At 38.6% G+C, this 22,489-nt stretch carries 21 protein-coding genes and 1 pseudogene; 3 read left to right on the forward strand and 19 right to left on the reverse strand.

Annotated features, from left to right (window positions below; all coding sequences use genetic code 11):
* The first annotated feature begins 225 nt into the window (after nucleotides 1-225).
* Nucleotides 226-513, forward strand: coding sequence for a HesB/YadR/YfhF family protein (locus BM163_RS02145; RefSeq protein WP_089799753.1), 288 nt, complete (start codon nucleotides 226-228; stop codon nucleotides 511-513).
* A gap of 237 nt (nucleotides 514-750) precedes the next feature.
* Here the strand turns inward: BM163_RS02145 and BM163_RS02150 are convergent, their stop codons facing one another.
* From BM163_RS02150 to BM163_RS14165, 3 genes are all read right to left on the reverse strand, one after another.
* Nucleotides 751-969, reverse strand: coding sequence for a zinc ribbon domain-containing protein (locus BM163_RS02150; protein ID WP_371859475.1), 219 nt, complete (start codon nucleotides 967-969; stop codon nucleotides 751-753).
* A 158-nt stretch (nucleotides 970-1,127) separates the two neighbouring features.
* On the reverse strand, nucleotides 1,128-1,295 hold the full coding sequence (locus tag BM163_RS13750) for a transposase (RefSeq protein WP_146876956.1): 168 nt from the start codon (nucleotides 1,293-1,295) through the stop codon (nucleotides 1,128-1,130).
* A gap of 249 nt (nucleotides 1,296-1,544) precedes the next feature.
* On the reverse strand, nucleotides 1,545-1,709 hold the full coding sequence (locus BM163_RS14165) for a helix-turn-helix domain-containing protein (RefSeq protein ID WP_089799757.1): 165 nt from the start codon (nucleotides 1,707-1,709) through the stop codon (nucleotides 1,545-1,547).
* Between the two features lie 36 nt (nucleotides 1,710-1,745).
* Between BM163_RS14165 and BM163_RS02160 the strand changes: the two are divergent.
* Nucleotides 1,746-1,886, forward strand: a pseudogene (locus BM163_RS02160) (transposase); the annotation flags it as partial.
* A 250-nt stretch (nucleotides 1,887-2,136) separates the two neighbouring features.
* On the opposite strand, the gene BM163_RS02165 reads toward BM163_RS02160, so the two are convergent.
* The 5 genes from BM163_RS02165 to BM163_RS02190 form a co-directional block, all read right to left on the reverse strand.
* Entirely contained in the window at nucleotides 2,137-3,285 is a 1,149-nt protein-coding gene (locus tag BM163_RS02165; RefSeq protein WP_089799759.1) for a family 43 glycosylhydrolase, read from the reverse strand.
* Nucleotides 3,286-3,631: 346 nt separating this feature from the next.
* On the reverse strand, nucleotides 3,632-5,302 hold the full coding sequence (locus BM163_RS02170; RefSeq protein WP_089799761.1) for a formate--tetrahydrofolate ligase: 1,671 nt from the start codon (nucleotides 5,300-5,302) through the stop codon (nucleotides 3,632-3,634).
* 161 nt (nucleotides 5,303-5,463) lie between these two features.
* A complete protein-coding gene (locus tag BM163_RS02175; RefSeq protein ID WP_089799763.1) occupies nucleotides 5,464-6,636 on the reverse strand; it encodes an aminotransferase in 1,173 nt (390 codons plus the stop codon).
* A complete protein-coding gene (locus BM163_RS02180; RefSeq protein ID WP_089799765.1) occupies nucleotides 6,633-7,130 on the reverse strand; it encodes an Lrp/AsnC family transcriptional regulator in 498 nt (165 codons plus the stop codon). Before BM163_RS02180 ends, BM163_RS02175 begins: the two co-directional genes overlap by 4 nt.
* A 410-nt stretch (nucleotides 7,131-7,540) precedes the next feature.
* Complete coding sequence (locus tag BM163_RS02190) at nucleotides 7,541-7,864, reverse strand: DUF1836 domain-containing protein (protein WP_089799769.1); 324 nt, start codon at nucleotides 7,862-7,864, stop codon at nucleotides 7,541-7,543.
* A gap of 197 nt (nucleotides 7,865-8,061) precedes the next feature.
* On the opposite strand from BM163_RS02190, the gene trhA reads away from it, so the two are divergent.
* On the forward strand, nucleotides 8,062-8,697 hold the full coding sequence (trhA, locus tag BM163_RS02195; protein WP_089799771.1) for a PAQR family membrane homeostasis protein TrhA: 636 nt from the start codon (nucleotides 8,062-8,064) through the stop codon (nucleotides 8,695-8,697).
* Nucleotides 8,698-8,799: 102 nt separating this feature from the next.
* On the opposite strand, the gene treR is transcribed toward trhA, so the two are convergent.
* The 11 genes from treR to BM163_RS02250 all read right to left on the reverse strand — a co-directional run bounded on the left by treR (nucleotide 8,800) and on the right by BM163_RS02250 (nucleotide 22,353).
* On the reverse strand, nucleotides 8,800-9,516 hold the full coding sequence (gene treR, locus BM163_RS02200; RefSeq protein ID WP_089799773.1) for a trehalose operon repressor: 717 nt from the start codon (nucleotides 9,514-9,516) through the stop codon (nucleotides 8,800-8,802).
* A gap of 31 nt (nucleotides 9,517-9,547) precedes the next feature.
* Nucleotides 9,548-11,212: an alpha,alpha-phosphotrehalase gene (gene treC / locus BM163_RS02205; RefSeq protein ID WP_089799775.1), complete on the reverse strand. Its 1,665-nt coding sequence runs from the start codon at nucleotides 11,210-11,212 to the stop codon at nucleotides 9,548-9,550.
* A gap of 136 nt (nucleotides 11,213-11,348) precedes the next feature.
* Nucleotides 11,349-12,785 carry a PTS system trehalose-specific EIIBC component gene (gene treP / locus BM163_RS02210; RefSeq protein WP_089799777.1) on the reverse strand — a complete coding sequence of 479 codons (1,437 nt, stop codon included), beginning with the start codon at nucleotides 12,783-12,785 and terminating at the stop codon, nucleotides 11,349-11,351.
* 131 nt (nucleotides 12,786-12,916) lie between these two features.
* Nucleotides 12,917-13,267, reverse strand: a complete 351-nt coding sequence (locus BM163_RS02215) for a hypothetical protein (RefSeq protein ID WP_089799779.1) — start codon at nucleotides 13,265-13,267, stop codon at nucleotides 12,917-12,919.
* Between the two features lie 104 nt (nucleotides 13,268-13,371).
* The gene (locus BM163_RS02220; protein WP_089799781.1) at nucleotides 13,372-13,965 is read right to left on the reverse strand and encodes a YpjP family protein; all 594 of its coding nucleotides are present in this window, start codon (nucleotides 13,963-13,965) and stop codon (nucleotides 13,372-13,374) included.
* A gap of 299 nt (nucleotides 13,966-14,264) precedes the next feature.
* Nucleotides 14,265-15,008 carry a TspO-related membrane protein gene (locus BM163_RS02225; protein ID WP_089799783.1) on the reverse strand — a complete coding sequence of 248 codons (744 nt, stop codon included), beginning with the start codon at nucleotides 15,006-15,008 and terminating at the stop codon, nucleotides 14,265-14,267.
* Nucleotides 15,008-16,405 carry a cryptochrome/photolyase family protein gene (locus tag BM163_RS02230; RefSeq protein ID WP_089799785.1) on the reverse strand — a complete coding sequence of 466 codons (1,398 nt, stop codon included), beginning with the start codon at nucleotides 16,403-16,405 and terminating at the stop codon, nucleotides 15,008-15,010. Before BM163_RS02230 ends, BM163_RS02225 begins: the two co-directional genes overlap by 1 nt.
* A 118-nt stretch (nucleotides 16,406-16,523) precedes the next feature.
* On the reverse strand, nucleotides 16,524-16,961 hold the full coding sequence (locus tag BM163_RS02235) for an OsmC family protein (RefSeq protein WP_089799787.1): 438 nt from the start codon (nucleotides 16,959-16,961) through the stop codon (nucleotides 16,524-16,526).
* A gap of 33 nt (nucleotides 16,962-16,994) precedes the next feature.
* Nucleotides 16,995-17,993: an arsenic resistance protein gene (locus BM163_RS02240; RefSeq protein WP_089799789.1), complete on the reverse strand. Its 999-nt coding sequence runs from the start codon at nucleotides 17,991-17,993 to the stop codon at nucleotides 16,995-16,997.
* Nucleotides 17,994-18,166: 173 nt separating this feature from the next.
* Entirely contained in the window at nucleotides 18,167-19,381 is a 1,215-nt protein-coding gene (locus tag BM163_RS02245) for a TraB/GumN family protein (RefSeq protein WP_371859474.1), read from the reverse strand.
* A gap of 320 nt (nucleotides 19,382-19,701) precedes the next feature.
* Nucleotides 19,702-22,353, reverse strand: a complete 2,652-nt coding sequence (locus BM163_RS02250) for a cation-transporting P-type ATPase (RefSeq protein ID WP_089799791.1) — start codon at nucleotides 22,351-22,353, stop codon at nucleotides 19,702-19,704.
* Between the last annotated feature and the right edge of the window lie 136 nt (nucleotides 22,354-22,489).

Raw genomic sequence — 22,489 nt, forward strand, 5'->3', positions numbered from 1 at the left:
ACCACTTCTCTTAATATTTTAATAATTCAAAAAGCTACATTATTTTACACCTTTTTTTTACCGTATCAAACCGAACAGTTTTATGTTACTTTTTTTCTACCTAATCGTCAACAGTCTAATCCAGAAATCACGAAAATTACATACTTTTACCTAATGAAATACATTATAAATATCGTCATTTGTCATGTTTTTTGGTATAGTGTGAGTTAAGGGAGTTGAATTTCCATGAATATTTCATTGACACAACCAGCATTACACTGGTTTAAACGCGAAATGAACTTAGAAAAAGGACAATTTGTTCGCTTTTACGTCCGTTTTGGTGGTTATGCTACAAATAATGGGTTTTCTATTGGCCTCACAATGAATGATACCCCAATCGAACCAGCAGCAACCTTAAAAGCAAGTGAGCTAACGTTCTTTATCGAACAAAAAGATGCGTGGTTCTTTGATGGAAAAGATCTTAAAGTAAAATATAGTCGTACAAAACAAGAGATTGAATATGTGCTCATTTAATTTTTAGCACTTACCTAAAACAAAGCGCTAAGGCCCTTATTTCATGCCTTAACGCTTTTATTTTTAATCCATTTAGCGCGTTTTTTCTATAAATCCCTTCACTAACGAGACGGTTCGATCTTGTTTCTGATCGAAATCGCCTGCTGAGCTTCGGAGATATAATGGTTGCTTTTTTACACAAGTAAGTATTGAACTACCGCTAGGCTAAAGCCGTAGCGGATTCCTAAGTAAAGATACCTAACAGTATCTAATTGGTTGGGCTATCCCCGAAGCCCCTTCGGTTAGAAGGCTTATAGCTTCGGCTTTTATATTTTTACTTGCGTTCAAATCTCTGTTGTGATGGGTGTGACACGTTGGAAACTTCCATTTGCGCAAAGCAAGATTCTTCACGTCTTTATTGCGATAGCCACAAGAGAAACATAGTTGTCTTGAAGGAAAAGTTTTTTCTATTGGCACAACCTGATATCTACCTTTGCAGGGACGGTTTATCAGTTAATCCGTAAAGGATTAGAGAAATAACGGATTATATTTCCAAAAACCACAGTAAGCATCTGTTGGTCTGTCACTTTATATTCGTTTGTAAATACTATAAAAACTTTTTAGGTCATACAGGTTTAATTCGTTACATCCGTCAATCCTAAATCTAAGCCAACTGCTTTTTCTGTCTTAGGTAAAGCTTGGCTTTCACTTTCTACTAAGACAGAAATATAATAGTTATTATTAGGTTTACGGATAACCTTAACTGATTTGATGTTGTCATTATCCATGTCGTTCCGGGACATGCTACACTTGACCCACCCCAATTTGGGTAGTTTAATTTAGCGTTGTTTAGCATTGAATCGAATCGTGCGTTCAAGCGTTTGGTAAGTTTGTTTATAAATCTTCCCTGATTTAAACCGTGGGTAGTTTGATTGTTTTTTAAAGAATCTGTCAAATGTTTCTTTGAGCTTTTTTACATAATTTTACATCTATTTAGCATCCACCTCTTTTAACCAAAGGTGTTCTTTTTTTAGTTGTGTGAGTAATACGCTTCACGCGTTATACGATAAGCATTTGACATCGGGATTATTGTCGTATCTTGTGATTAACATCGCCAACATCTGATTCCAAACAAATCTAGAATGCCCAAATGTTTGATTAATAAGGTGTTGTTGCGCTTTATTGGGATAAATCTTTCCTTCAATACCTTTGTACATATGTTCTCACCACCTTTCTCTATACATTATATCCTAACAAAAGCAACATTATGGGGAAGGCACTTATGGTCAAGGAGTTATTTCATGTCTACTTTAGGCAATGTATCAAAACATATCGCTAAAGACTATATCGATAACCAACTAACCGAATACAATGCGGGTCGCCAGAGACGCTAATTCACCACGTCACTAAAGTAACGTGTTCTCTTAGCTGGCAACCCATATAGAGCATGAGTAAAGTATAGTGATTATCCATGGAAGGAATATACTTTTTGGAGCGATGGACACTTCTCCTTTAGCACTAGGAACGTTAGCAAAGATGCAATTCAAAAATATATTCAAATACAAAGGAATCAGGGCGTAAAAAAGACCAACTAAAAACACGCCATCTATATGGTGCGCGGTGTTTTTAGCTGGTCGATATACATTATTCGTTTACAATCACTTTAGCAAGGACAGGTAAGTCTGTCGGTTCTACTTGATCTCCAGGTATACCGAAAAACGGTGTGCCATCCTCTTTCCAGAACAACCTCTGAATTCGGGCATGACGGTTATGGTCATACAATGAATTACCCTCAACATTTTTATAAGGACGGGCATGATAGACAATAATATCGTAGCCATCTTCGTCTTTACTGAAGCTATTATGACCTGGCCCATATTGTTTTGTTTCCTCACTCGTCACAAAAACAGGTTGTGATGTTTTTGACCAGACTGTTGGATCGATTAAATCCGCTGTTTGATTCGCGACAAGATAGCCTACCGCATACGTATGGTCTGTTGCATTGCCAGAGAAGGCAATATAAATTTTACCATCATGTTTTATCGCCGCAGGGCCTTCATTCACATAAAAGACACTGTTTTCCCAAGGATATTCAGGTGTTGATAATACTACTTGATTTTTTATTGTCCATGGATTCTCCATCTCACCAATATAAAGATTGGATATCGTGTCATTGTCAACTTTTTGTGCCCAAACCAGGTAGCGTTTACCGTTACTTTCGAAAGTTGTCGCATCTAAAGAAAAACTTTGAAAGGCCGTATTTACTTGACCTTTCTCAACCCACTCACCTTCTAACGGATTATCAGCTGTACATTCTAACACGTAAGGACGAATCGCCCATACATCATCTTTTGCACCCGCCGCAAAATGGATATACCACTTACCATCAATATAGTGAATTTCAGGTGCCCAAATATGCTCAGACATGACACCTTGCTCATGCGCTTCCCAAATAACAACTTCTTCTGCTTCTCGCAAATCATCTAAGGTTTTACTCCGACGGAGCACAATTCTATCATACAGCGGATATGAGCCAGTAAAGTAATAATAACCATCTGAATGTTTGTATAAAAACGGATCTGCTCTTTGTTCAATAAATGGTTGCGGATATTTTTTGATTTTTATTTCTCCCGTCAAAGCTGTCGTTGATTCAATCGTTGATACCTTTTCCCACTCGACCGGATATTTAGCTTTTATGCCGTTATCAAGCGTTACTTGTACTTCCTTTGGCAGTTGTGGCGTTTCACCTTTTTTTACTGTTACCGTCACTGGTTCAATTGCTGTTACTTTCATTAATAAACCCTTCTTTCCTTATAATCATTTATATTATATTCAATTGTTTACGTTTTCATTTTACCACAAACGTACATATAAGCAACTGATAATTTACTAATTAATGAAACTTATCCGTATGAATGATTGGTGAATATGTGCATACGAATGATTCCCAAGGGCTTAAATAATGCGAAGTATAAAAGAGGCGCTCGATTAAATAAGAAAAAAGAGAGGCTAAAGTATCCGCGGAGAACTAATGAATGTGAGCACACAAAAATAACACCGCCCATAACCAAAGATAATTCTTTTGGTTTCAGGCGGTATATTCATTTCAATGGAAACTTTTCCAACACAGAATACGTTATTAGAACAGACCAATAGCCCCTTGGTCCTCATCAATATCCATTTTTAGAGCTGCCGGCTCTTTAGGGAGCCCTGGCATAGTTAGTACATCACCCGTCAGGCAGACAATAAAACCAGCACCGACAGATGGACGGCATTCCCTAATAGTAACGGTGAAATCTTCTGGTCGACCAAGTTTTACAGGGTCATCTGAAAGAGAATATTGCGTTTTTGCCATACAAACAGCTAAGTGGCCTAAACCTTGTTTTGTTAAGGTATCGAGCTGTTCAAGTGCTTCACTTGAGAATTCTACATCTTTAGCACCATAGACTGTTTTGGCGACGATGGTTATTTTTTCTTTCAAACTTTCATCTAGCGAGTAGAGCGGTTTAAAGTTAGCCTTTTCATTCGCAATCGTTTGGACGACAGCCTTTGCTAAGTCTAAGCCACCTTGACCACCTTGTGCCCATACATCGGTTAAAGCGACTTTAAATTGATGTTTTTCACACCACTTTGTTAAAGTAGCAATCTCCGCCTCCGTATCAGCTGTAAACTTATTAATTGCGATCACAAAAGGTACATTAAAAGCCTCAATGGTTTCAGTATGCTTCTTTAAGTTCTTTAAACCTTCCATCAGTGCTGGGATATTTTCATTACTTAAGTCAGCTTTATCAACACCACCGTGCATTTTTAATGCTCGAATGGTCGCAACGATCACAACGATTTTCGGGTCTAAATGAGCTGTACGTGCTTTAATATTTAAGAATTTCTCTGCACCTAAGTCAGCACCAAATCCTGCTTCTGTCACAACATAATCTGTTAATTTCGACGCCATTTTAGTCGCGACAACACTATTACAACCGTGGGCAATGTTCGCAAAAGGCCCCCCATGGATAAAAGCAGGCACACCTTCTAATGTTTGTACTAAATTAGGCTTAAATGCTTCTTTTAACAGGAGTGTGAGCGCGCCACCAACATTTAAGTCTTTTACTGTGACCGGCTCATTAGACGTGCTGTAACCAATAATTATGCGATTTAAACGCTCTTTAAGATCTTGATAATTTTCAGCTAGACAGAGAATAGCCATAATCTCAGAGGCAACTGTAATATTAAACCCGTCCTCACGAGGAATACCTTGTTTAACACCACCTAGGCCGACTACCACTTGCCTAAGCGCTCGATCATTTAAATCAACGACCCGTTTCCAGGTAATCCGTCGCTGATCAATCTGCAACGCATTCCCTTGAAAAATATGATTATCGATAAACGCCGATAAAGCATTATTAGCGGCAGTAATCGCATGAATATCACCCGTAAAGTGAAGATTGATCTCTTCCATTGGCACAACTTGACTGTAACCACCACCAGCAGCGCCACCTTTAATCCCCATGACTGGACCAAGTGACGGCTCACGTAAGCAACATGAAACGGAGTGACCTAATTGTTTCATTGACTGTGCGAGTCCTACTGTCACTGTTGATTTCCCTTCACCTGCAGGTGTAGGATTAATCGATGTGACTAGAATTAAATTCCCATCCGCATGATCTTTTATGTCATCCATCACTTCAAGTGAAATTTTCGCCTTGTTTTTCCCATATTGTTCTAAATAGTCTCTGTTTAAGTTTAGCTCATCTGCAATCTCTTCCATCGGTTTCAAGTTACATTGCTTGGCTATCTCTAAATCTGTCAGCATGCATACCCTCCTAAAATCGTACATTTTTTTATATTTTTAATTAATCATTCGTATTATACCATCATTTTGTTTTATTTTAACTATTAAATATTATATTATTTTTTATTTTACTTATTTGTGAATGTTCGAACAATTTGTGGGATGAAAAAAGCAAAGGAGTATTAAGCCTTTGCTTTTAATTTATTGACAAACTGTTCAATCCGCACCATCGCTTCGGTTAGTTGTTTCATTGACGCGGCATAAGAACAACGAATATAACCTTCGCCACTTTCTCCAAACACACTCCCCGGCACGACAGCCACTTTTTCTTCCATAAGTAACCGTTCGGCAAATTCTGCCGATGTGAGACCTGTTGACTTGACCGATGGAAAGACATAAAACGCACCACCTGGCGTATGGCAACTAAGCCCCATACGCGTTAGTGCCTTCACAACATAGTTTCGGCGCTGCTTATAACTTTCTTTCATGTAAGCAACTTCTCCCAATCCATTTTCCAACGCTTCGATTGCACCGTATTGCGCCATCGTAGGGGCTGACATAATCGTATATTGATGAATCTTCAACATTTGACTAATCAACCCTTCAGGTCCACAAACGTAACCTAATCGCCAACCTGTCATCGCGAAAGCTTTCGAAAAACCTGAGACAAGCAGCGTACGCTCCTTCATTCCCTCAAGTGAGGCAATGCTTGTATAAGCTTCATCATAGATAAGATCAGCGTAAATTTCGTCAGAAATAACAAGTAAATCATGCGCTTTGATCACGTCGCTGATCCCCTCTAGATCTTCTTTATCTAACACGGCTCCTGTCGGGTTATTCGGGCTACAAATCAACACCGCTTTTGTCTTTTTTGTAATAGCTTGTTCGAGCGCGTCTTTCGATAATTTAAATTGATTATGCTCATGCGTATCAACAATAACCGGTACTCCTCCTGCAAGCGTAATCGTCGGTACGTATGAAACAAAACTCGGTTCCATGACAATTACCTCATCGCCTGGGTTTAAAATGGATCTAAAAGCAATGTCAATCGCTTGGGATGCACCGACAGTGACAATGATTTCGTCTTTTGAATCATAATCAACAGAAAACCTTGCCGAAAGAAACTTGGCAATCGACCTTCTCAGTTGTGGTAATCCCGCATTCGGCGTATAGGCCGTAAAGCCTCTTTCTAACGAATGATAACTCGCCTCAATGACGGACCAAGGTGTGGTAAAGTCTGGCTCACCGACGCCTAGTGAAATAACACCTTCCATCGACTGCGCTAAGTCAAAGAAACGACGAATCCCTGAGGGTTTCAATGTCTTTATATGTTCTGCTATAAATCTCTCACTCATGGTGTCACCATCATCCGCGGATCTTGGTCTTCTTCTTGATTGAAAATAACCCCATCATGCTTGTATTTCTTTAAAATAAAGTGGGTTACGGTCGACATCACGGAATCAAGTGGTGATAATTTATCCGAAACAAAGCGGCTTATTTCCATCATTGACTGCGCTTCAATTGTAATGGATAAATCATAACTTCCACTCATTAAGTACAACGCTTTAACTTCCTTAAAACGATAAATCCGCTCAGCTACTTGATCAAATCCTTTCCCACGTGTTGGCGTGACTTTCACTTCAATCATTGCTGTCACAAGTTCTGTATTTAACACTTTGGTCCAATCAATCAATGTTTGATAGCCAAGGATCACCGCTTGGTCTTCTAACGTTTGACGGATATTTTTTACTTCATCGATGGATATATCAAGTAAGTCTGCGAGTAATGCATTTGAATACGCCGCGTTTTTTTCAAGTAATCTTAACATTTCTAAAGCTTTTTCTGTCATTGTAAACACCCCTTAATCTCTCTTTATTGTTAGAGAGGCCTTGTGTAAAATAATCTTAATCTTACTACACTTCATAACGAAGGTAAATACTCTTTTTGTCTCGTTTATTTAAAAGTTTTTCGAAAACTCTTACATTTCTTATTTCTCTTTTAATCCGCCTATTTGCTAGACTTTTTTTGGACAGTGTCTTTTAACATAGATTCTGTTTTTATTACATCGTCAATCATGGTCTCTGCCACTTTACGATAGAGTGTGCTCAGCTGAACGAGACTCGCTATTGTATAAAAAGGCACAAGACTTTCAGGTTCTTCTTTAATTATTTTTGATTCAAGTTGACTTTTAGTCTCTGATACGGTGGTCGCTTGGTCTTTCATTAACTGTACATAGTGATCATAGACCGCGTCACGCGCCTACTCATTTAATATGGATGGCGTAATAAGTTCTAAAACCGTTTGAATATCTTGCAAGGAAAGGGCGCCTTTTAGCTGATAAATCATTTGAATCAACATAACATGTTCAATTTTGTATTTTTTATTTTCAATCGGTGGGAAAAGTTTGCTTTTAGCATAATTATTTATCATTGTTTTTGTAAGGATTTTTTCGTTTTCATCCCGCTTTAATGGGGTATATGTTTTATCGAATAATTGCCTTACTTGGTCCATATATAAATCTAAGTCTGGAATCATATGACGCTCAATCATCGCTTGGAAATCCTTCTCGTTAGTGTTTATCATTATCGTCGTCCTCCTACTCATTTGTTAATAGTACGGCAGATAACCTTATGCTAGTGCACGTACACCAAACAAACCATGTTACTAATCGTTCATTTTATTATAACTAAACCTTTATACATCGTAAAGGTTGACATTTCAAATTAAAAGAGTATTATACTAAGTAGTATTGATAACTACATAAGGGAGCTGTGACATTTATGCAAACGTTTTTTCGTGAACCACTCAATAGCTTGACACACTTAATCGGGATCATTTTAAGCGCCTTAGCTATGATTGCCATGTTAGTAAAGACAAACAGTCAAACAGCAGTGATTTCGGTCATTATTTTCGGTGTTTCTCTCATGCTTTTATACACCGCTTCTACTGTCTATCACGGCATTAAAGCATCACCAACGGTCATCAGTTGGTTAAGAAAAGTTGATCATGCGATGATTTTCGTCTTAATCGCCGGGACGTATACGCCATTTTGCTTAATTCCTTTAAGAGACTCGATTGGGATACCTTTATTGATTACAATATGGACAATTGCGATTAGCGGGATCAGCTTTAAGCTTATCTGGTTTAAGTGTCCGCGAATTATTTCTACACTCCTCTATATCGGGATGGGCTGGATTATTGTATTCGTCTTCAGTCCATTACAAGCACACTTGGCAACTGCCGGTCTTGTTTATTTAACACTCGGTGGTGTGATTTATACATTAGGTGGCATCATTTATGCTATCAAGCCTAAATTTTTAGACTTCAAACATATCGGTTTTCATGAGATTTTCCACCTATTTATTTTAGCTGGTTCTCTGTGTCATTTTATTGCTGTTTATTTCTACGTCCTTTAAGCAACATGATAAACACGGTTATTTTTATTTTAGATTGTCAAATATCATACCCATATAAAACAAAACGCTTAGCTACCCATTTAATGAATAGCTAAGCGTTTTTTAGTGATGACGTCTGGCAAAATCGACAAACCGAAAGCGATCCGGTCGGTGACGTGATTCCGTGTACTGAAAAAGCGTTGCGTCATCTAGATAAACGTAATTTTTAATGACGACAATATTATGAAAACCCGTTAAATCAAGAGATAATCGGTCTTCTTCTGTCGGGTCTTCTACCGTAATTTCTTTTTTCGCAAAGCTTATAGATAACTTCAGTGTATCTTCGAGATATTGATAAATTGAATCTTTTGCGATACTTTCCGTTAGTCCTTCTACTTTATTTGATAGAAAATAATCCTTATCTAATATAACACGCTCTCCATTAATTTCCCGTGTTCGAATAACTTCTGTTACGAGTTGGTCGTCATTTTCTAATAACAATTGCTTTTTTATATGACGAGATGGTTGAGCAGTGTTTAACGTCAACACATGTGTTTGAACATCTTCACCAAGCTTATTTTGTAGCTCTTTAAAACTAACCAATCCAGAAACCGGGAAATCAAATTTATTACGCGGTAACACAACCGACCCTTTTCCGCGCACCTTTTGAATATAACCATTTTGAGACAATAACGTTAGCGCTTTTCTCACCGTCTCTCTTGACGTTTCATATTGCGTTTTAAGTTCATTTTCACTTGGTAAATAACTGTCCACCGGATGAATTCCATCTTCAATTTGTTCGAGTAAGTCTTGGTAGATTACCAAGTATTTATTTTGCATCATCATCTTCCTTTAATCACGTTAGTTGAGATCAAGCTTTGATGTGGTACACAACTGATTCATAAGGTCTTAACGCACCCGATGTCACCTGACCTTGTTGGTCATCCATATTACTAATCAAAACATCCACTTGGCCATCTAATATGCGCTCATTCACTAAATCATACGAAACCGTGCGATCATAAAAATTATTTAAGACAACCAGTTGTTCATCATTTATTTCTCTCACATAGGCAAAAATATCAGAATCCTGGGCTAAAATCAAACGGTATTTTCCATCTGTAATAATTGGCGTTGTTTTTCTTAGCTCAATCAGCGCTTTATAGTGATAAAAAATCGATGTTGGGTCACTTAGCGCTTTTTTAGCATTAATTTCACGATAATTACGACTGACTCCTATCCATGGCGTCCCTGTTGTAAAGCCAGCATTTTCACCGTCATGCCATTGCATAGGTGTGCGAGAGTTGTCACGAGACTTTTGCCTTAAAATCGTTAAAACGTCATCCGAACTTACACCACGCGCCGTCATTGAGCGGTAAGTATTTAGTGATTCAACATCTCGGTACTCATCAATGGCTTCAAAGTCAGGATTAGTCATCCCAAATTCCTCACCTTGATAAATATACGGTGTCCCTTGCATCATATGGATCGTGGTTGCTAGCATTTTTGCGCTGCGCTCACGATAGGTCGTATCGTCTCCAAAGCGTGAGACAACACGAGGTTGGTCATGATTACACCAAAAAAGCGCATTCCATCCACCACCTGTATGCATGCCGACTTGCCAGTCGGAAAGAATCGTTTTAAGTTGATCTAAATCAAACGGTGCGTTTGACCACTTCTCACCATTAGGATAGTCTACTTTTAAATGGTGAAAACTAAATGTCATATCTAACTCTTGACGGTCTGGATTGGTATACTTTACACAGTTATCAATCGAAGTTGATGACATTTCCCCTACGGTGATTAATTCATTCCCTTCAAACACCCGTTGATGCATCTCTTTTAAATAAGTATGAATTTTCGGTCCATCCGTATAAAACTTCCGTCCATCTGAATCATCTTCAGGAAAGTCTTGATTTTTAGAAATTAAGTTAATCACATCTAACCTAAAACCATCAACACCTTTATCCACCCAGAAATTCATCATGTTATAGACGTGTTCACGCACCTCATCATTTTCCCAATTGAGATCTGCTTGCGTTACATCAAATAAGTGTAAATAATACTGGCCCGTAACATCATCATACTGCCAAGCATTGCCCCCAAACTTTGATGCCCAGTTCGTCGGTTCTTGACCGTCTTTAGAGTCTTTCCAAATATAAAAATCTCGGTAACGGTTATCTTTACTTTTCTTTGACTCAACAAACCACTGATGTTTTGTTGATGTATGGTTCACTACGATATCAAAAATGACCTTTAACTCACGCTTATGTGCTTCCTCTAATAAGCGATCAACATCTTCCATTGTTCCGTAGTCTTCAAAAACAGCATAATAGTCACGAATATCGTAACCATTATCTTTTTGTGGTGAATCATAAATGGGCGTCAGCCATAGAACATCCACACCAAGTTCTTTTAAATAATCTAACTTCTCAATAACACCTTGAATATCTCCTGTTCCTGTCCCTGTCGTATCGTTAAAGCTTTTTGGATAGATTTGATAAACAACTGATGTTTTCCACCATGGTTTATGCATCACATTCGACCCCTTTTCTATTGGTTACTCTAATGATTGCCTCGTTTTTTCTCTCTATCATTATAGTCTGTTCATTAACTAAGTTAAATGCCTAACAACCATTCCGCGAAAAGGCAGAATGGTTGTTCCGTTTAAATTATTTACCTAAACGTTCGTATGTTTTCTTACCCATTGGTGACTTTGCTAAAACCATCGTTAATATAATAGGCACAGCAATCGCAATTGCCATCGCAACAAAGAACATCAACCAGTGGGCTGCTTGAATTGACAAGAATCCTGGAATACCACCAACCCCGATGGAGTTAGCCATAACCCCGCTTGCAACAGACACCGTTCCAGCAATCGCCGAACCGATCATTGCCGCTAGGAACGGGAAGCCATACTTTAAATTAATACCAAACATGGCTGGTTCTGTTACACCTAAGTAACAAGAAATCGCCGCTGGGATAGAGACTTGTTGCTCTTTTTCATCTTTCTTGTGCAAGAAGATAATCGCTACAACAGCAGAGCCCTGGGCAATATTAGATAAAGCAATCATCGGCCAAAGCATCGTGCCGTCAAATTGACTCATCAGCTGAAGGTCGATCGCATTGGTCATATGGTGGAGACCTGTAATGACGAGTGGTGCATATAAGAAACCAAAGACAGAAGCAAATAACCAGCCAAATCCAGATGTTAAACCGTTATAAACAACTGTTGAAATCCAATCACCAATCGTCCAACCAATTGGACCGAGCACAACATGAGCGATAATAACAGCTGGAAGTAAAGCAAAGAAGGGCACAAAAATCATTGAAATAACGTTAGGTATAAATTTACGTAACCATATCTCTAAGTAAGCAAGAACAAAACCAGCTAAAATAGCTGGGATAACTTGAGCTTGGTACCCAATCATATCAACTTGAGCAAACCCAAAATCCCAAAACGGAATCTCTTCTGCACCGGCAACACCATATGCATTTAGAAGTTGTGGTGATACAAGTGTTAGACCGAGGACTATACCAAGAATTTGTGTTGTCCCCATCTTACGCGTAATCGACCAAACAATACCTACCGGTAAGAAGTGGAAGATGGCTTCACCGATTAACCAGAGGAAGTGGTTCGCCCCTGACCAAAACTGTGATAATTCTACGAGGGCTTGATCACCATTTGGACCAAAGTTAGGTATTTCTCCGATAATGTTTCTAAAACCTAAAATAAGACCCCCAACAACTAAAGCTGGAATAAGCGGTGTGAAAATTTCTGCTAAATTAGAAATTAAACGTTGCAATGGATTTAAATTTTGTTTTGCAGCAACTTTGGCATCATCTTTTGATGTGTCATCGACACCAGCAATTTTAGTAAACTCATTATAAAACTTTGATACTTCGTTACCAATGATGATTTGGAATTGTCCTGCATTTGTAAATGTCCCTTTAACAATAGCCATGTCCTCAATCGCTTTTGCATCTGCTTTGCCTGTATCATTTAATACAAAGCGCATGCGCGTAGCGCAGTGTGTCACAACATTAATGTTTTCACTACCGCCGATTAGCTCTAGCAATTCTTTTGACGCTTGTTCATATTGACCCATTTCCTTACCCCTCTCTCATAATAAAAATAAACTAATAGAATAATTGCTCGTTAACTTGTCTATACAAGATAACTGATTACGCTTACATTGTATCTTGTATAGACAAGTTCGTCAAGGGGTTAGTGGAAATTTTATTTTTCAATATGCGCTTGATCAAGAAGACCTTCACTGTTGATGACTTCATGAATGACGTCTTCGTACTGTTCTTCCGCTACATCAAATGTAATCACCGTTGTACGTGGCCGTTCATCCTTTGAGACGTCATAATAAAAGCCAAGATTTGTACCGGATTCAGACACATTAGCTGGTGCAGCGCCTGTTGCTGTCGAACTTGTTGGTGCTGCAGGCATGACTAAAATCTGATCATCTGTTGCACTTACTTCATCAATGAACACATTTTGTGTTTGATACTTTGCTAACTTCGCTTTAAATGATTCCGCCTCACTTTCCGTGTGAAAGAATACTTGTACGTGTCGTGTCATAAAAAAATCACTCCTTAAAAGTTTGTTACTATAATTTTCCCTAAAGCTTAAAATTAAAACACCAAAAAAACACGAACAAAAAGTCTACACTTTTCATCCGTGTTTTAGCTCATCCATTTTGGTGGTGTATTTTTTCCATAACACACCTCAGCAATTGGGTAATGATAGTCAAATTGATCATCTTCTAAATGATAATGAAAATTAAAGTAATAGCCGTCTAATGGTTTATTGTCTCGTCTCACATGAAACTTTGCGACAATCTTTTCTTCTGTTTCATCATAGACATCAAAAATCTTTTCTCCATAACCAGGTGTTTTATGTTCAATAAGTGATAGTCTAAATGATTGATCTGGATCATACTTATCCACAATTGCTTCCACAACTGTTTCAATGTGAGGAATAACTTCATTCATCACTTCTCGCTCAATCGGTTTGATTGTTCTTGGACCGATTTTTTCTAATGTCCTTGACGTTGCTTGTTCAATGATCTCTTCTTTAGATGTCACAATAGTCGAAGACAAATCCTCTACTTCATCTAAAGCGTGGACAATGTGCGCTCTTTCAATCGTATCTTTATTCTCTTCAATATCTTTATTATCCACATCTGCATTAACTTCTAAGTCAATCGATGGGACATACATACCTAAAGTTAGTGCCGCAACAGTAGCAACAAATAACTTTTTCACCCACAGCTTCACTGACGATATGCCTCCTTCCATACGTTTCATCTGAAAACGTTTACTATTATAAGTCTAGCATATTTTTCCGCCAAATTCATTAACGAATCAAAACTGTCATGAAAATGAGACGTTTTACACAGTTTTTCTACAGTTTAGCTGTCAGTTTGATGAAAACAGGTTATCCCCATGTGGATAACCTGTTTTGGCATCTTATTCTCCTTAGTTATCCACTTCCATAGGATAACTAAGGGGATAACTAACTATGTGGTTGTTTCTTTAGCGCTTTGATAATGTTCGTCTATTAGTAAGGACGTTACTTACGAACGACTAAAACTTAATGTGTGTTTTTTCTTTTTAACAAAGAAAATCACGAGAACGAGTAATCCACTGATAATAAAGCTCGTCATACTAACCACTTCCGATACGCCTTGATTTTCAACTCCGACACCCACTAATGCCCAAATAAACACAAGGGGATACACGATATCTGATTGCGTGTAGCGAAACCACGTCGCAAGGACGAACGCAACAGCGAGTAGTATAAGCGTCCACATATCCGCCGCAATACCAAAACCATTCCAACCAATCTCTGTTAAGTAATAGCTGATATTAGCGATTGTGGCAACGCTGATCCAACCTAAGTAAAGAGAAAATGGCCATCGATCAAACGCTTGATCTTTTACTTGATTAATCACGTTGTACATTCCGATCAATAAAACAAGCAACAAGATCATAACAATGACGCCTATACCAAAGTAGAAATAGTGCCACGTAATAAGCCAGATACCATTCAACAAATTGATCAGCCAAAATAATATATGTGTATCCTGATAAACAGCACGAGTTTGGTGATAAGGTTTAAATTGTCTAAACGTCCAAATAATTAACGCTAAATAAATCACACCCCAAATACTAAACACATAACCTGCAGGTGTAAATAACACCTCGAGACGATCAGATATTTCCCCTGTATCTATCCCATTTAAAGGTAATGCGGTCGCAAGAGCATTTAAGACGAGTGCAAATACAAGCGTCAGTACATTTAACCAGATTTTTATCATCATGATTTCCCCTTTACATCTTGATAGCGCTCAAGCGCTCTTTGACGTGCTTTTTTATGATCGACCAGAGGCAATGGATAGTCCTTACCTAAAGTGACACCTGCTTTGGTCAGCGTCTCTACTTTCGCTTCAAACGGTCGAAATAAATCCCGGCCTTCCAGTTTACTTAACTCAGGTACATAACGTTTAATGTATGACCCGTCAGGATCAAATTTCTCCGCTTGGGTGATAGGATTAAATATTCTGAAATAAGGAGAGGCATCAAATCCAGATCCCATCACCCACTGCCAACCGAGCGCATTATTTTGCCTATCATGGTCAATCAACGTCTCGCTAAAATAATGTAAACCTATTCGCCAGTCAACGAGTAAATGTTTGACTAAAAATGATGCCACAACCATTCGCACACGGTTATGCATGTAACCCGTCTCGTATAATTCTCTCATACCTGCATCAATGAGCGGATAGCCTGTTTGACCTTTCTTCCACCGATCAATCGCATCTTCGTCATTCAACCATTTAAAATAGTCAAATTCCTTACGCATCGCTTCAGTCTCTGCTTTTGGATGTTGATATAGCTGTTGATAACTAAAATCACGCCACATCAACTGCCGGATAAAAGCTTCTTTTTCCTCATCTACATGTGCAGGTAGAGTATTTTCTGCCATAACTCGTTGATAAATAATCCTTGGGCTTATAGCGCCGATCGATAAATAAACGGATAAACGTGAGGTCTCTTCTAGCGCTGGTCGATCTCTCGCATGTGAATAACCACTTAAATAGTCTTCACAAAAAGACTCTAAGCGCATCATCGCAGCCTGCTCCCCCGGTGGGGATTTGTCAACTATTTTCTTAAACCACGCTGGCTCATCAACACTAAACTGCCCTTGTTTTACCTTTATGCCGTGATATGTCTCAGGTTTAGGTGTCGGTCTAAGAATTGACGATTGCCTCAAAGCCTTATAAAAGGGGGTAAATACTTTATAATACTCGCCCTTATTCGTTAATATGCTCCCAGGCTTTGATAACACATCCCCTACAAAACGATGCACGTCCACATTTATTTTTTTTAGCGCAGCTATTAGCTCTTCTTCTAAGGTAATTTCATCATGCAAATAGGAACGATTAACGTACACCGCATCAATCTCATAGTCAGTGCACCATGTTTTTACTTGTTCGATAAGTGATTTCTCACCCATTAAAAGTGTTAACCCTTCCTGGTTTAAATCTTTTTTCAATTGATTCACATGTCGCAATGTCCAAAAATCATGGGCTGAAGTTAACGTTTGTTTTTTTATGTACCCACAAATGACGCGTCCATCTTTAGCTGCCGCAGCTAAAGCCGGATGATCCATCATCCTTAAGTCACGCCTATATAACACGAGTATTTTATTCATACTGTGACCTCCCTCTATTACTTATTCACTATACCCCTCTGATTAGAATTAAAAACCAAAAAAAGAAGCAGCCGCGTTGGCTACTTCTGATGTAGAAATCATGACCTGATTATTTAGCTTATGCTTTAACCCAATTATCAGTCAACTCAACACCCGCTGCTTTAAACATTGTGTACACAGGGCAACGCGCTTCAACTTTTTCTTGTAATTCTCTCACGCGCTCATCTGACTCAGATGTTGTGACCGTTACATCAACAGATACTTCTTCGAAGTATGGACGCACACTTGGGTCACCCATGAAACCACGCGGGTCAAAAGATCCTGAAATATTAAATGACAGCCCTTGTAAATCAAATGACATCTCTCTTGCTACAACGTGTGCTGTCACATTTTCACATGAAGCCAGTGATGCTAAAACGTTTTGCATGGGGTTAGGACCTGAATCCTTCCCTCCCATTTGTGCACCTTCATCTAAAACAACTTCGTGCTTTCCTGTTTTTGCAGTGATTGCTAAGCCTTCGTTTTCTGCTCTTACATTGAATTTCATTTTTTGCATAGTGTGATACCATCCTTTTTTATTTATATATATTTAAGCCTGAACCGGCTTATTCATAATGTTACTTTCCTCTTTTTTATCCTTCTTAAACCAGCGACTAAGCGCTAACTTCCCATATAAGGCAATCCCTTGTTGTTGAACTACAAAGGCAATCGTGACAATTAGTGCTGCCTCAGCACCAAATGATGCTACAGCTAAACCGATAGCAATTGAAAGGTTTCTAAGGACGGTCCCATTTACTAAGGCAATACCATCCCCTCGGTTAAAGAATTTAACTGCGAAGAACGTACTAATCGCAAAGTTGATTGTATAAAATGCAATTAATACCAGCGTAGCAATTAAGATAAGCTCTAGATTATTAATGATCATACTTGCTCGTGCACTTACACTAACAAAGACAATAAAGAGCATGGCCCAAATACTTAGAGGGCCTAACGCCGGCTTTACTCTTCTCTTAAATTCTGGCAGTGTCATCCGCTTCATAAGAATTTTGAACGTGATATGCCCTAAAATCATTGGGACAAAAACGACAGTAATGATTGTCTGGAACGTTTGAAGAATATCAACTTCTACCAATTGGCCTACCATCAACAGTAAGTACCAAGGTGTAAGTAATGAGCCTAATATCAAACCAAAAATAGTCAACTTAACAGCTGCTGGTACATTTCCTTGGTGAAGAGCTGTCCAGGAAATCGTCATACCACTTGTCGGTAAGAGCGCTGATAAAGCAAGACCCGCAAACATAATCGGGTATTCTTTTAATACCGTCACTCCTAGCAGGTATGCAACAATCGGCACAATAATAAAATTAATTATCATAGAAAAGATCAGTACCTTTGTTCCTTGTAACGATGTTAACTCTTTAAAATTAAAGCCAATCATCGTGGCATAAATCATAATAATGGTCGCATATAATACAACAGGCTGTAAAACCCTTGTATCAACCATTGTACCAACAATAAATGCTATGATTAAAGTTAATGGCACACTGATCATCAAATAGCGTTGGGGAAATGTGTATAGCTTGTTCATATTTTCGCTCCTCTCTAACTTACCCCTAAGGGTATATCTATACTATAAGGGGTATATTAACATTTGTCAAACCTTTTATTGTTTTTTTAGCATCAATGCGCTTAATCAGCATACACTTAAGCAAAAAAGGCCTAGCCTCGGGCTACACCTTCTTAATAGTATGGTCGTTTTTATTAAAAAATATTCTCGATAAATAATCTAACAACATCTGTTCCAGCAATGATCGTTCCCATTGTCGACCCTAAGTTAGCCAACATAACAACTAACAATACACGGGTGACTTTATTTTGCCAAAAACCTTTCACCGTATAAACGTCATCACTTAACGCTTCAAAATCACTTACCTGCGGTTTTTTTACATACGCTTGGACTAAGCCACTAAACCAACCAGCAGCCATCAAGGGATTAAGCGATGTAATAGGCGCTGCGAGTAATGCTGTTAAAATAGCTAATGGATGACCAAAAGCAATCGCTGTACCAACAGCAGAAAATAAGCCATTCCATAATAACCAACTCCAAATTTGAGCTGTTCCTGCTTCTGGATTCATGATGAATGTCGTTAATATCATCCCAACGATCGCAATCGGAATAAACCAAGCGATCCGCTTTGGCCATTTGGATTTCTTCGGTACTTTATTCAGTTGATTTAAATCATGATCTTTTTTAATCTCTTCCGTAATTCCTGGCACGTGAGCCGCACCTAATACAGCTACAATTTTTTTCCCTTTTGCACGTTTGATTTTTTCAGCTAAATATTGATCCCGTTCATCAATCAACGGCGTTTTAAGACGCGGAAAATGTTCTGTAAACTCATCAAGTATTGAACTAATCGCATCTTGACTTTTCATTTTCTCTAACTCTTCTTCTGTGATTGTTTCATTCGAAAAGATCCCTGCTAAAACTTGGGTCAGCAACATCAATTTACCTTTTGTACCAACGTTTCCCCAAATACGTGAAAAGGTAATTTGAATATTCCGATCAGCAAGAACCAATTCTGCCCCTACTTCTTCCGCAGATTTTATTCCTTGTATCATCTCTTGACCTGCTTCAATATTAAATTGCTTTGCCATACGTTTTTGGAAAGAAGAAATAGCTAAGTTCATAAGCAGAAGTGTCGCTTTTTTATCTTTAATCACCTTAAATATATCCATCTTCTTCCACTTATCAGCATCCATAATGGCTTGGTATCTTTGTTCATCTAACTCGATACACACAGCATCTGGCCTTTCAGCTTCAATCACACGCTTAACTTCCTCTGCACTCGTTTTTGATACGTGCGCAGTGCCTATTAATATGTATAACTTATCGTCTTGTTCAATACGAATCACCGTATTGGTCGTTTCTTCTTGCATTATTTCTTCCCGATCTATCCGTTGATTTTCTGTCATTATGAAATCCTACCTTTGTCTTAAGTCTTTCCTTTCATTATAACTTAGTTAAGCCCTTTATGGCTAAAGATAAGCCGATCTTTTTACTATCCCCCTGTTAACATGTTGTTTAGTATCATAATAGAGATTTTTTAAATACGTGGTGATTCACAAATATACCTATGTCACCACGAATTAATCTAAAGATAATGAACTGAACTATTCGACCAACTTTTCTTAATCGATTAAGACGCCTAAAGGCCACAACCTTTAAGCGTCTTTAAACATCCTGCTCTTTAATAAATACTTTGTTACTTTTTTACCTTCGCTATCTAACTATATTATTTTCGTTTAAACAGTCGATGGGTGACAAGTTTTTCAAGTTCAACAACAACAAAGACAAGTAACCCAATCACAACAGGGTAATACCATTCACCAAATGAAATGGGCTCTAATCCTAATGCTACTTGGAAGAATGGCACATAGGTTACGATGAGCTGTAAAGCAATCAAAATAGCTGTCACGATAAAAGCCGCTTTATTTTTAAAGAAATCTCTATTCAAACTAAAGTGACGTTCATTTCGCACGTTAAACATATGAAATAGTTGTGCAAATACGAGGGCATGTAACGTGATTGTGTTCACGTTTTCTAAACCATATTGTTCGACCCAGTGTGGATGAAGGTAGAGAATCGATCCACCAATTAGTAATGACACAAATATAATTCGGAACATATAGTAAGGACTTAGTAACTGTTCCGTTGATTTTCTCGGCGGTCGCTCCATCGTGCCTCTCTCAATCGGTTCAAAGGCAAGGGCTAACGACACGGTTACAGCTGTCACCATATTAACATAGAGAATTTGAACCGCCGTAAGCGGCATCGCAATACCAAGTATTAATGCCGCCATCACTAGAAAGGCTTCTGCTCCATTGGTCGGTAAAATAAAGAGAATCGTTTTTTTCAAGTTATCATAGACCCTCCGGCCTTCTCTGACCGCATTCACGATGGTGTTGAAATTATCATCTACTAACACCATCTCTGAAGCTTCTTTAGCAACTTCCGTACCTTTAATGCCCATCGCAATCCCAATATCGGCACGTTTAAGGGCGGGAGCATCATTGACACCATCGCCAGTCATCGCACTAATTTCACCGTTATATTGCAGCGCTTCGACAAGTTGCAATTTATTATTCGGACTTGTTCTAGCGAACACATCCACTTCATTTACTACTTTTCGTCTTTGTTCATCAGACATTTGATCAAGTTCTCGGCCTTCAACCACCCTATCACGATCGGTTAAGTTCATTTGTTTAGCAATCGCAAGTGCCGTATCTTTATGGTCACCTGTAATCATCTTGACCGTGATACCCGCACGTTTACATGCTTTAATCGCCTCAATTGCTTCATCACGAGGTGGATCAATGATTCCAGCAAGTCCAAGAATAGTCATACCTGTTTCTACGTCTTCGTGATCTATCGATGTATAACTTTGATCAACATGCTTTACTGCAGCGGCGATAATCCGTTCACCTTGCTGAGTGAGTCGTTTCATCTGTTTTTCCCAATAATGACGTTCGTCCGATCCCTCAGCAAGTCCTGCCATATCAAAGACACGGTCTGGTGCACCTTTTAAATAGATTTTCTTTTGATCATCTTCTTCAACAAGCGCGGCCATGTATTTATAGGAGGAGTCAAAAGGAATCTTTGACTTCATGGTAAGTTTCTTAATGTGTTGATTCGCTTTTTCAGCTAATGTTACTAAACAGCCTTCGGTCGGCTCGCCTTGGACAATCCACTGATCGTCTTTTTCAATCACATCAGAATCATTTACTGTTTTAACCGCCGTTAAGAAAGCTTTTAATGGTTGATCTACTTTGACATTTACTTTTTCACCATCATGCATAATCGCACCCGACGGCTCATATCCTGTACCTGTTACATCATACTGTTTATCCGGTGTAACGACAGCTCTAACGGTCATTTCATTTTTCGTGAGTGTTCCCGTTTTATCCGAGCAAATGACCGTTACTGCTCCAAGCGTTTCAACTGATGGCAATGTTCTCATGATCGCCTTTTTGTCAGCCATTGTCTGAACACCTAATGCCAAGATAATTGAAAGAATAGCTGGTAAGCCTTCTGGAATAGCCGCAACCATTAAGCCAATGACAGCAAGCAACAGCTCTTGCCACTCATACGAGTGAAAGAATATACCAAATACAAACAAAATAGCTGCGAGTGCAACAATGACAATAGAAATCATTTTACCAAAATCATCGGTTTGCTTAAGGAGTGGTGTTTTAATTTCTTCCACTTCTTGCATCGATTGGTTTATCTGACCAATTTCTGTCTCTTCTCCTGTCGCAACAACAATACCAAGGCCTGAGCCTTGTGAAATAGCTGTGCCAGAAAACAACATATTCGTGCGGTCACCTAGAACCGTATCGTCCTCTAATACACTCGTTTGTTTTTTTACTGACGTTGATTCTCCCGTTAATGACGCTTCTTCTACTTTTAAATGATCCGCTTCAACGAGCCTAACATCGGCAGGAACTTTATCTCCTGCCCTTAAAGCGACTACATCACCCGGTACCAAATCAAGTGCTTCAATATCGTGTTTTTTTCCTTCGCGAATAACTGTGGCATGAAGAGATAACATATTCTTTATACCTTCTAGCGCTTTCTCTGCTTTACTCTCTTGCATGTAACCAATTAAGGCATTAATTACAGCGACTAACACAATAACGACCGTGTCAATGTAGTGACCTAAGATTAATGTAATAACCGCGGCGATTAAAAGAATATAAATAAGTACATCGTTAAAGTGACTTATAAACTTTAGCCATTCCGGCTTCTTCTCTTTCACCGGCAGTTCATTCTTACCATAAGTAGCTTGTCTTTCGTCAATTTCACGGGTACCTAAACCTTCTTCACGGTTTGTTTCTAATTGTTTTTCAATCTTATCTATGGATGTCGCATACCAGTTGTGACTCATACATTCATCCTCCTTTATATACTTCTACCATATACTGTTCCTTGATTAAAGGATCTTTAAACATCCTTTGCATGAGCTTATAGCTTATACTTTATCGAGCCAACCGTTTAATCAAGAGATGAATCAAACTAAAAAT

Origin of the sequence: Halolactibacillus alkaliphilus (genome assembly GCF_900115465.1) — a bacterium.
GTDB lineage: Bacteria > Bacillota > Bacilli > Bacillales > Amphibacillaceae > Halolactibacillus > Halolactibacillus alkaliphilus.